Consider the following 12,001-nt stretch of genomic DNA (forward strand, 5'->3'; position numbering starts at 1 on the left):
TTGGATAGGAAAACAAAAATATATATTATTGGTTTTGTAATATTACTTATAGGGTTTTTATATCTTGAAAGTGAAAAAAAACAACCTATAAATTGGTTTCCTAGTTATACAGCAAAACATAAAATACCTTATGGTACTTATGTTTTAAAAAACCAACTAAACAGTTTGTTTCCCAGCACTGAAGTTAAAACGGTGGACATTCCACCATATATTTATCTAAAGGATAGTACAAGAATAGGAACATATTTTTTTGTTGATGATGCTCTAAATTTTGGAGATGCTGAGTTTTCACGTTTAATGAAATTTGTTAAAAGAGGAAATGATGTTTTTATATCAACACATGGAATAAATATTGATACACTCAATTTTAAAACTGAACGTTTAATAAGTGAAAACTTAGATGAAAAGCTTTTCTTTAAATTGTTAAATAAATCATTTAAAGGAAAAGAATATTCATTTGATAGACCTTTTGTAAATCAAGTTTTTAAAAAAATTGACACTTTAAATTCTACCATATTAGGAATTTCGGGCTATGTAAATGATAATGAGAAAAGAACAGAAGAAGGTGTAAATTACGTTAAATTTAATTATGGAAAAGGTAATTTTTATTTGCATACTTTCCCTGAGGTTTTTACAAATTATTCACTTTTAAAGGGAACAAACCATCAACATGCGGCCAATATACTGTCATACTTAAGAGATGATATTCCTATTTTATGGGATAGTTATTACAAAACAGGAAAAAGTAAAATTACATCTCCAATGCAATATTTGTTAAGTTCTAAACATTTAAAATGGGCGTATTATATGGCTTTAATTGGAGTGTTACTATTTATAATTTTTGATGGTAAAAGAAAACAACGAAGCATTCCTGTGATAACACCATTAAAAAATCAAACTTTAGCATTTACCAGTACAATTGCAAATATGTATTTTGAAAAACAAGAACATAAAAGTATTGCAGAACATAAAATAAGTTATTTACTAGAATATATTCGAGTAAAATTACATATTCCAACTACAAAAATTGACGAGACTTTTTATGAGTATGTTGCTTCACGTAGTGGAAATAAAAAAGAAGAAATTGAGATGCTTTTTAAACTTTGTGATGAGATTCATTTAAAAAATGAAATTTCAAGTGAAGAGCTTATAAAGTTAAATAAAATGATTGAAAAATTTAAAAAAACAATTCAATATGGAAACTAACGATTTGAATTTTGATAATAGAATTAATTTAGAAAAATTAAAGGAAGCTGTAGTTCAAATTAAAGCCGAATTAGGTAAAATAATAGTTGGGCAAGAGAATTTTATAGATCTTTTAATTGTTGCACTTTTAGCTGATGGACATGTGTTAATTGAAGGAGTTCCAGGAGTAGCTAAAACAATTACCGCAAAACTACTTTCAAAAACTATAGACACCGGTTTTAGTAGACTTCAATTTACACCAGATTTAATGCCAAGTGATGTTTTAGGAACTTCAATTTTAAATATGAAATCTTCAGAATTTGAATTTAGAAAAGGACCTATTTTTTCTAATCTTGTTTTAATAGATGAGATAAATAGAGCACCAGCCAAAACACAAGCTGCATTGTTTGAAGTAATGGAGGAACGCCAAATTTCAATTGATGGAAATACATATAAAATGAAACCTCCTTTTATGGTTTTAGCAACACAAAACCCAATTGAGCAGGAGGGAACTTACGCGTTACCCGAAGCTCAGTTAGATAGGTTTTTATTCAAAATAGATGTTGGTTATCCTAATTTAGAAGAGGAAATTTTAATATTACAAACTCATCAAGATAGAAAAGGTGCTTCCCCACAATCATTGATTGAATCTTTAATTTCTGAAGATGATTTGATGGAGTATAAAAATAAGATTTTTGATATTTTAGTTGAAGGAAAAATTATAAATTATATTGCTCAGTTGATTACCAAAACAAGAAATCATCCCCATTTATATTTGGGAGGTTCGCCAAGAGCTAGTTTGGCTGTTTTAAATTCATCTAAAGCATATGCAGCTATAAACGGAAGGGATTTTGTGATTCCAGAAGATATTAAAAAAGTTATTTATCCAGTTTTAAGACACAGAATAATTTTAACTCCAGAACGTGAGATGGAAGGAATGACAACGGATAAAGTTATTGAAATGATTGTACAATCAATTGAAGTTCCAAGGTAAGTTGAAAATTAAAAAAGAAAAAGAACAAGATATGAAAATGTCATTAGGAGGCGTTCAACAGCAAAGTAATTTCAGCATTAAAAAGATTACATTACTTGAGTTTTTTTTAAAACCTCACAATGACTGGGAGACGTTATTCTTAACTTGTTTTATAAACTTATGCTAATTGTAACTAAAAAATGAATTTTATTAAAAGCCTTTATTTTCATCAACAATTTTACTTATATATAAGTATCATCTCGGCAATATTTTTAGTGTCGTTTTGGTTTCCAATATTGTATATGTTGGCTTGGTTTTTAGTAATGATTTTAGGTGCGTTATTGTTAACCGATATCTATATTTTATTTAAAGATTCAAAAGGAATAAAAGCGAGAAGAATTGTCTCTGAAAAATTTTCAAATTCAGATGAAAATCCTGTTCCAATTTCAATTGAAAATAACTATAGTTTTAAAATATTCTTAAAGATAATTGATGAATTACCGAAGCAATTTCAAAAAAGAGATTTTGAACATTATACAAGTTTAAACTCTTCTGATAAGTACAATTTTGAATATTCAGTTAAACCCGTTGAAAGAGGTGAATATCATTTTGGTAAATTAAATGTATTTGTTTCTTCACCTTTAAGAATAATTGCAAGACGTTTAAAATTTCAGGAAAATGAAATGGTTTCAGTATATCCTTCATATGTTCAAATGAAAAAATATGAATTCTTAGCTATGAGTAATAGGCTAACAGAATTTGGATTAAAAAAAATAAGAAAAATTGGACATACACTAGAATTTGAGCAAATAAAAAATTACATACCAGGAGATGATGTTAGAACAATTAATTGGAAAGCTACAGCGAAACAATCCAAATTAATGGTAAATCAATATCAAGATGAAAAATCACAACCAATTTATTCTATTATAGATTTGGGACGAGTAATGAAAATGCCTTTTGAAGAATTAAAATTATTGGATTATGCCATAAATTCAACTTTAGCATTTTCAAATATTGCTTTAAGAAAAAATGACAAAGCAGGGTTGATTACATTTTCAAAAAAAGTTGACACCATAATTTCTGCGAGTAATAAAAAAACTCATTTAAATACTATAAATGAAGCTTTGTATAATATTTCTACAAAATTTACTGATGCAGATTTTGGTTATTTATATGCTTTTGTAAAACGAAAAATAACTCAGCGTAGCTTATTTACGTTGTATACTAATTTTGAACATATTTCTAGTTTAAAAAGACAATTACCATATTTAAAAGCTATTTCTAAAAATCATTTATTGGTAGTGGTATTTTTTGAAAACACAGAGCTAGATGATTTATTAACAGAAAATGCAGAAGACGTTCAAAGTATTTATCATAAAACAATTGCAGAAAAATTTGCTTTTGAAAAACGATTAATTGTTAAAGAATTAGAGCGTAATGGTATTTATGCGATACTTACAAAACCTAAAAATTTAACAGTGAATGTAATTAATAAATATCTAGAGTTTAAAGCTAAGGGATTTATTTAATTTCCTTAAAATTTACTTTTTAATAAAGAATTATTAAAGCTAAGTAATAAATTGAAAAAAGCCCAATTCCTTTATTATAAAAGAATTGGACTTATGTTATAATTTATAAAAAATTAAAAATTAGGATTATAAAAAACTACTTTTTAATTGATTTACAAGTTTAGTTCCGTCTGGATCTGATTTTGTTTTTAGTTCACAAAAATCTTCTGCCCACTTAGATGTACGGATTCTTAATGGAGGGTTTTCGTTTTGTGCTACACTTAAAACTACATTCGCAACTTCAATACCGGTTTGATAAACTTGTTCTTTACTTTCAGTAGCTCGTTTTTGATTACCAGCCATATATTTTTCGAAAATTGGTAAATATTCACCTGTAGCAAATTTACCTTCAACAGCTGTTTTACCAATTGCAGAAGTCATAAATTCAGTAGAAATACCACCAGGTTCTACATTAGAAATTTTAATGTTAAAAGCGTCACAAACATAAGTTGCAAGGGCTTCCATATAGCCTTCAACTGCAAATTTAGCACCGCAATATAATTCATTAAAAGGCTGTCCTACAAGTCCACCAACAGAAGTTACATTAATAATTTGACCCGATTTTTGTTTTCTCATAAAAGGTAAAACTGCTTGTGTACAAAATACAACACCATGATAATTTACATCTGTTACCCATTTTATTTCTTCTTCAGTTGCTTGTTCTGTAGTTTTAGCAAAACCTGCTCCGGCATTGTTAAGTAGTATATCTATTTTTCCATCTTTTTCAATAATTGTATTAACAGCTAGTGCTATTGAACTAGTATTTGTTACATCTAATGAAAGTATTTCTATATCTAAATTATCTTCTTTAATTTTATCTTTTAATGCTTCAGCTTTATCTAAATTTCGCATTGTGGCATATACTTTAAAGCCATTTTTAGCAAATAAAATTGAACTTTCCAATCCTACACCTGTTGAAGTTCCTGTTATTAAAATATTTCTTTTCATTCTAAATTATTTATTCATTTTTAATGATATAAAATTAGTTGTTTTCAACTTAAATACTATCAGTTTTTCAGTTGAAATACTCTTAAAAAATGTTAAACTTATTTTAAAATTATGCTAATAATTACATTAGAATTTTAAAGCTGATTATCGTCAAAAAAAGCAAATGTAAATACCTTTTTAATAAAAGTAGTAGAGAAATATTAAGGTTGAAAAATCACATCCATTAATACAATAAAAAAACAACTATAAAACAAAACACCTTATAAGTTGCTTTTTAATATTAAAAAAACATACATATTGTTTCTTATTGTTTTATCGTTGTTTGGTTATATTGTTATTTAGCAGCTAAAGCAGCACCAATAATTCCTGCATCATTTTCTGCTTTTGCAGGAATAATTTCAGTATCTATATTAATTTGTGCTTCAAATTTATTGAATTTTTTACTAGATCCACCACCTATAATTATTAAGTCTGGAGATAAAATTAAGTTAATATGTTTAAAATATTTGTGCAATCTTTTTCCCCATTGTTTTCTAGATAAATTTTCTTCAACTCTAACAGAGTCTGCTGCATATTTTTCAAAAATTGCACCATTTTTATGTAAAACATGACCAAATTCAGTATTGGGTAAAAGTTTACCGTCTAAAAATAAGGCAGATCCTATTCCGGTACCTAATGTTATTAAAATAACAGTACCTTTTACTCCTTTACCTGCACCAAAAGTAACTTCCGCAAGGCCAGCTGCATCAGCATCATTTACAATAGTATATTTGTTTCCTGTTTTTTGTTGAAAGAATTCATCTACTTTTAAATCTTTCCAATCTTCATGCAAGTTTCCACCGGTTAAACACTTACCGTGTTTTAGAGGTGTTGGAAAACCACAGCCAACAGTTCCTTCCCATTTAAAATGTTGTTTAAGTTTTTGAATAGTTTCGGCTACTGCCTCAGGAGTTGCAGGTGAAGGAGTTGGAATTCTTCGTCTGTTTGAGGTTAAAATTCCAGTTTCTACATCAACCAAAGCGCCTTTAATTCCTGTACCGCCAACGTCAATTCCTAATATAATCATGATTTTATCTTTTAATAAGGTACAATCTATTAAAAAAAATGCAATGTGAAATTAAATAAACTGGAAATATTATAAAAGAAATTAATTTAAATATTAAAAATAAATATACTAGTTAATAACAGGATGGTATTTATTAGTTCTACTAACAAATAGTTCGCCTAATATGGCAAAAATGTTGATATGTTTTGAGCCTTTAATATTCACTATATGATATAAATTAAATTTGTTTTAATTTTTTATTCACCACATTTTATAATTATTACCTCAAAATTAAAAGATTTAAAGAGTGTTGTTATTTGTAATTATATTAAAAAAGATTTCATTTATGTATACGTTCAAATAATCGGACTGATGCTTGCCACCAATCAGATTTGTAAATTCACTATTAGAAATTGTTTTGATATGAAGTTTAATCAATTATTAAAACTATTTATATCTGTTTAATTTACATTCTGTCTTCAATCCATTTTTTAAAAGCGAAGAAATTTTGAGGAGCAACACCATGACCTACAGGATACTCTTGATATGAATTTTTAATATTTAATTTGTTAAAGAATTCGGGTGCTTTATTAGCCCAGTCTAAAGGGATTACTTGATCTACTGTTCCATGTGAAATAAAGAAATCTAACTTTGAATAATCTTTTGAAGTTAAGTCTTTAGGAAGTAATTCAGTATTAACATAACCACTTAAAGCTATTACTTTTTGTATTTTTTCTGGATAGTTTAAAGCTACTGAATAACTTAAAATTGTTCCTTGACTAAATCCTAACAGAAATGTTTTCTGAGGAGTAATGGAATAACGTTCTTGTATTTCAGAAATAAAAGTGGCAATAGTTTCTCTTGCTTCTATTGCTTCAGGGATATCGGAGAATTTTCCAGCATCGCCAGTAAAATTAATAGTGTACCAAGAATAACTTCCAAAACTTAAAGTTAGTGGTGCGCGTGCACTCACAATTATTAAATTTTCGGGTAACTCGCTTGCAAATGAAAACAAATCTTCTTCATTGCTTCCGTAGCCATGTAAAAGTATTAATAATCTTGTTTTTTCATTTATTTCATTTGGTTCTTGTACCAAATATTTTAGTGATAAATTTTCCATATTTTATAAAAAAAAGTCGCACTTTTCTGTGCGACTTCAAAAGTATAATTTTAAATAAGATTATCCAATTGATTTAAACCAATCTTGAAATAGATCTCCTACTAGTGGTACTCTTTTTTCTTCTCCTTGAAATGCTCCAATTAATCCGAAAACCCATAAAACAAAGGTTCCTAAACCTAAAATCATTCCTACAGAAGCACCTACGTATTTATAAAGTAAACTTACTACAACATTTAAAAGTAGTAAACCTAGCATTTGTCTAATATGAAAGGAAGCAAATCTATTTTTTTTAGAATTGTTCATAATAAAAGCAATTATTAATCCAACCCACCATAAATATGATATTATAGCGATTGTTTTTCCTTCATTAACTGTTTGATTTTCCATTTAATTTGATTTTTTTATTATAAATATATTAATTATAGTTCTATTTTATTATTTGAAATAATTCCATATACTTCTCCGTTCATTTTTTTATCTAAAAAAATAGAGTTTTTTGAAGTTGAAAGAATTAAATTTTTTGAAAATTGATATTCAATTTCAGGGTTGAATAAAGTAAGATTAGCTTTTTCTCCAATATTAATTATGTTATTATCTATTTTAAATCTATTTCTTGGCTTAGTGGTTAAACAAGAAATTAAACTTTCTAATGAAATAACTTTGTTTAAAGCTCCAAATAAACTTTCAAGGCCAATGGTTCCAAATTTAGCATTGTTGTATTCAACCTTCTTATGTTCTATGTCTATTGGGTTATGATCACTTGTAATCATATCTATAGTTCCATTTTCAACTCCTTTTATTAAAGCGTTTACATCTTTTTTTGTTCTTAAAGGAGGTAAAACTTTAGTATTTGTATCAAAACCAGCAAGTTCATCATCTGTAAGTGCTAAATGATGAGCAGAAACACTACAAGTAACATCCAATCCATTTTTTTTAGCTTCTTTTATAAGCTTAACGGAAGTTGCTGTTGAAATTGTAGGAATGTGTAATTTTCCACCAGTATATTCTAAAAGGAATAAATCTCTTGCAATTTGCATTTCTTCAGCCATACTAGGCATTCCTTTTAAACCTAGTCTGGTACTATTTACGTGTTCGTTAACCAATCCAATTCCTGCTATTGAATTATCTTGTGGATAGCTATAAACTAAAGCATCGATATTTTGAGCATATTGTAAGGCTATTTTTAAAAGGTTGGCATTTGCAATTGGTTTGTTGTAATCTCCAAAAGCAATAGCGCCAGAATTTTGCATATCAAATAATTCAGCTAAATCTTTACTTTCTGCATTTTTAGTTAAACATCCAATTGGATATAACGATGTAGCTGTATTGTTTCCTTTATTTTTAACAAACTCAATTGCCGTTTTGTTATCTAAAACAGGTTGTGAATTTGGGTTTACGGCAACAGCTGTAAAACCGCTTTTGGCCGCTGTTTTTAATCCATTATCAATAGTTTCACGTTCTTCAAAACCTGGCTCTCCAAAGCTAACGCTTGTGTCAAACCATCCTTGTGATACGTGTAAATTATCTAATTTAATCACTTCAATGTTTTTAGTGTTTTCAATAGAATTTTCTATTTCTTTTATCACACCATTTTCAATTAAAATGTCTTTAACTTGACCATTAAAAGAGCTTGAAGGGTCAATTATTGTTGCAGCTTTTATGAGTACGTTCATATATTAAAATATTTCAATATCAGTATTTCAAGAAACAAAAATAGAACAGAAAATGCTAAAAACCACTTAAAAAGCCAATTGATTTTTTGTTCATTGTGTATTTCATCAAATAATTCATCAAAACTTGATGAAATCGTTAAGTTTTTATTGTTCTTTATAATTTCTTTTAAATTTAAATAAGATAAATCACTTTCTTCTCGGTTATAATTAAAAGCGATTGTTTGTATTGTTGCGTCTCCTTTAAGAACCTCATAAAATCCACTTTTTAAAATATTATCTTGAAAAGATAATCGTACTTTATTTTGAAATACTTGCTGAAGTGGAATAAAATTTTTATTGTTATGAGAGATTTTTAAAACTTCGTCCTTATTTAATTTTGTATTAATATCAATATTTATATTGTGTTTTATAGTATAATATAATTCTGAAAATTTAGAACTGTGTTTGGCGAAATTATAAAACACAGGAACAATTAAAGGGGATTGTGTAAAGTTAGAAACAGATTTATTAAGTGGTGCAGAAACAACATAAATAATACTTTTTTCCCTGTTTACCGATGAAATAAAAGGACTATTATTATCAAAAGATATTATGGTGGAACTACCTTTAAAGTTTCCAATATAATGAGAATTTGTTTTTGGGTATTGAAAATTTTTAACTTGTTTTTCAAACACATCAGTAATTAATGGATGCTCAAAATTGATACTTGTAATTTTATGTTCAGTATTATTTAAGGTTGAAATACTACCAATATTTAGTTTATTTAAAAAACTATTATAAGAAGCTATATTAGCATTTAATGATGGAATTAGTACTAAATTACCTCCATTAACTATAAACTCATTTAAGACGTTTGTTAACTCTATTGGAAAAATTTCTATTTCATTTAAAACTATTAAATCTTGTTTTTGAATTGTATTGTAGTTTAAATTTTTGATAGAAGATGACAAGAAATTAAATTCACTTTGGGTGTAAATTTTAGATAAAAAAGAGGAGGGAAGTCCTAAATTTAAAACATTTATTTTTTGAGGTTTTGACATTGAAAAAAAGAAATCATTGTCAAATTTTAATCCATTGTCTATTAATGAAATTTTACCATTAAAATTATTTTCAACTGGAATAGAAAATTGAACATTGGTTTGATTTTTATTATTGAATCTAGCAGATGTTTTTCCAATTAACTTCTCATTATTATATAATGAAATGGGAATATTTAAATTGTTATTTTTTGTGCTTTTTATCTCTATATTTAAAAGTATTTCATTAGTGTTTTGCTCTTTTATATAAACGCTGTCAATATATATATTATCAGATTTTTCGGGACTTACTTTTAATAAATTAATACTAGAGTTTACATTTGTAACAAAATTTTTATTTATATGATTAATATTTTGGAAGTCAGATATTAATATGTTTTTATTTAAAGTGTTAATTGATTTCTTATTTTGATTGTTTAATTTAAGTAATGCTGTGTTTAAATTTAATTTAAAAGGGCTGTAATCAATGTTTAATAAGCTGTTTTTTAGGTTTTTTGAATCAATATTTGTTAAAATGTCATTATTTGTAATTATAGATATTTGTTCATTTTTATTAGAATAATTGTCAATAATAGTTTGAACGTTTCTTTTAAATAATTCTCCGCTTTTTCCTTTAGCTTGCATGCTATAGGAATTATCTAAATATAGTGTTGTGTTAAATTTATAATCTTTAGTATAGTTAGAGAAATACGGTTGGCAAAAAGCAATAATTAAACAAGCAAAAGCAAGAAGCCTGCAAAACAAAATTAACCATTTTTTTAAACGAGCACTTTTACGAGTTTGCTGCTCTATGTTTTTTAAAAACTTTACATTGGTGAAAGGAATTTTAACAAAACGTTGTAATTGAAATAAATGAATAACAATCGGAATTATTAACGCAAAGAGTGCAAATAAGAGTTCTGGATGTTTAAATTGCATTGTTTAATTATTAATTATTCAGTTTAATTATTTTGATAATATAGTATTGCTATTGTGCTTTAAAATAATATTTTAATATTCCCAAAGCATAGTTACTTGCAATGGATTTTGAGAATTTTGAAAAATCAATTCCTGCATTGTCATTTGCTTTATCTGAAATAATTCGAATTATAGAAAAAGGAATTTCATACTCAAAGCAAACTTGTGCAACTGCAGCTCCTTCCATTTCAACACAAATAGTTGTAGGTAAAACTTTATTAAGTCTTTTTATTTTTTTTAAGCTAGAAATAAATTGATCTCCACTAGCAATATCTCCAACTATTAATTTTGGTTTAGTAATATCAAAGCATAAAGCTTCTGAACTATTAACAAAGTTATTATAATTTTTAAAAAATTGTTTCGTTGCCTTTTTAAGCTTTTTTGAGTTTTGAGTTTTTAATGACTTTTTCTTAATTATTGGGATTTCAAATTTTTTGTAAAATGGTTTAGCATTTAAATCATGTTGAAATAATCTTTTTCCTATTACCACATCTCCAATATTTAATTCATCAAATATAGCGCCTGCAACACCAGTAAAAATAATTTCACTAGGGTTAAAATCGTTGATAAGTTGTGTAGTAGTTGCAGATGAAGCAACTTTTCCCCATCTAGAAAAAACTAGTACTACATCTGTATTAAACAGCTTTCCTTTGTAATAAGTTCGTTTTCCCTTTTCGGTGGTTGTTACTTCTTTAAGTTCATTTAGCAATGCGTTTATTTCCTCTGGCATTGCGCTAATAATTCCAATCATGAATTAACTTTAATTAATTATTTTACCATCTTTCATTTCTAATTTTCGATCGGCCATATCTGCTAATTCCTGGTTATGTGTTACAATAACAAAGGTTTGATTGAATTTTTCTCTCAATTCAAAAAATAATTTATGTAAATTTTCAGCAGAAGTAGAATCTAAATTTCCACTTGGTTCATCAGCAAAAATTACATCAGGATTGTTAACTAATGCTCTGGCAACAGCAACTCTTTGTTGTTCACCTCCAGATAATTCATTTGGTTTATGATGTAACCGGTGAGATAAACCTAAAAATTGTAATAATTCAATGGCTCTTTTTTCAGCTTCTTTTTTAGATTTATTTGCAATAAATGCAGGTATACAAACATTTTCAATTGCATTAAATTCAGGTAGTAATTGATGAAATTGAAATATAAAACCAATATGTTTATTTCTAAATTTAGAAAGCGTCTTATCTTTTAATTTTAAAAGGTCTATACTATTAATTTGAAGTTCTGAGTTTTCACTTTTAGAAGGTTGGTCTAATGTTCCTAAAATTTGAAGTAACGTTGTTTTTCCTGCTCCTGAAGGCCCTACAATAGCTATAACTTCTCCTTTTTTTATTGATAAATCAACTCCTTTTAAAACTTCTAATTCTCCGTAAAATTTATGTATGTTTTTTGCTTCGATCATTATATTTAATAACAGCTGTGAAAATACAATTAAAATTTAATTACAACCAATTTTTCCTTTATTATAATA

The 12,001-nt window shown here is 26.9% G+C and carries 11 protein-coding genes; 3 read left to right on the forward strand and 8 right to left on the reverse strand.

The window, feature by feature from the left end; genetic code table 11:
• From DAD81_RS06540 to DAD81_RS06550, 3 genes are all read left to right on the forward strand, one after another.
• Entirely contained in the window at nt 1-1,206 is a 1,206-nt protein-coding gene (locus DAD81_RS06540) for a DUF4350 domain-containing protein (protein WP_111707452.1), read from the forward strand.
• Nucleotides 1,196-2,179, forward strand: coding sequence for an AAA family ATPase (locus DAD81_RS06545; RefSeq protein ID WP_111707924.1), 984 nt, complete (start codon nt 1,196-1,198; stop codon nt 2,177-2,179). The genes DAD81_RS06540 and DAD81_RS06545 overlap by 11 nt, the downstream gene beginning before the upstream one ends.
• Nucleotides 2,180-2,358: 179 nt before the next feature.
• Nucleotides 2,359-3,690, forward strand: a complete 1,332-nt coding sequence (locus DAD81_RS06550) for a DUF58 domain-containing protein (protein ID WP_111707453.1) — start codon at nt 2,359-2,361, stop codon at nt 3,688-3,690.
• Between the two features lie 126 nt (nt 3,691-3,816).
• On the opposite strand, the gene DAD81_RS06555 is transcribed toward DAD81_RS06550, so the two are convergent.
• The 8 genes from DAD81_RS06555 to DAD81_RS06590 all read right to left on the reverse strand — a co-directional run bounded on the left by DAD81_RS06555 (nt 3,817) and on the right by DAD81_RS06590 (nt 11,932).
• Nucleotides 3,817-4,677: an SDR family oxidoreductase gene (locus DAD81_RS06555; RefSeq protein WP_111707454.1), complete on the reverse strand. Its 861-nt coding sequence runs from the start codon at nt 4,675-4,677 to the stop codon at nt 3,817-3,819.
• 334 nt (nt 4,678-5,011) lie between these two features.
• Nucleotides 5,012-5,743, reverse strand: coding sequence for a polyphosphate--glucose phosphotransferase (gene ppgK, locus DAD81_RS06560; protein WP_111707455.1), 732 nt, complete (start codon nt 5,741-5,743; stop codon nt 5,012-5,014).
• A gap of 445 nt (nt 5,744-6,188) precedes the next feature.
• Nucleotides 6,189-6,842 carry an alpha/beta hydrolase gene (locus DAD81_RS06565; protein ID WP_111707456.1) on the reverse strand — a complete coding sequence of 218 codons (654 nt, stop codon included), beginning with the start codon at nt 6,840-6,842 and terminating at the stop codon, nt 6,189-6,191.
• A gap of 60 nt (nt 6,843-6,902) precedes the next feature.
• Nucleotides 6,903-7,229, reverse strand: coding sequence for a DUF4870 domain-containing protein (locus tag DAD81_RS06570; RefSeq protein ID WP_111707457.1), 327 nt, complete (start codon nt 7,227-7,229; stop codon nt 6,903-6,905).
• A 32-nt stretch (nt 7,230-7,261) separates the two neighbouring features.
• On the reverse strand, nt 7,262-8,515 hold the full coding sequence (locus DAD81_RS06575) for a dihydroorotase (RefSeq protein ID WP_111707458.1): 1,254 nt from the start codon (nt 8,513-8,515) through the stop codon (nt 7,262-7,264).
• Complete coding sequence (locus DAD81_RS06580) at nt 8,512-10,470, reverse strand: BatA domain-containing protein (protein ID WP_111707459.1); 1,959 nt, start codon at nt 10,468-10,470, stop codon at nt 8,512-8,514. The genes DAD81_RS06575 and DAD81_RS06580 overlap by 4 nt, the downstream gene beginning before the upstream one ends.
• 49 nt (nt 10,471-10,519) lie before the next feature.
• Nucleotides 10,520-11,260 (reverse strand): 5'-methylthioadenosine/adenosylhomocysteine nucleosidase, encoded by a 741-nt coding sequence (locus DAD81_RS06585; protein WP_111707460.1) that lies wholly within the window; start codon nt 11,258-11,260, stop codon nt 10,520-10,522.
• A 9-nt stretch (nt 11,261-11,269) separates the two neighbouring features.
• The gene (locus DAD81_RS06590; RefSeq protein WP_111707461.1) at nt 11,270-11,932 is read right to left on the reverse strand and encodes an ABC transporter ATP-binding protein; all 663 of its coding nucleotides are present in this window, start codon (nt 11,930-11,932) and stop codon (nt 11,270-11,272) included.
• Between the last annotated feature and the right edge of the window lie 69 nt (nt 11,933-12,001).

Origin of the sequence: Lutibacter citreus (genome assembly GCF_003260195.1) — a bacterium.
GTDB classification, from domain to species: Bacteria; Bacteroidota; Bacteroidia; order Flavobacteriales; family Flavobacteriaceae; genus Lutibacter; species Lutibacter citreus.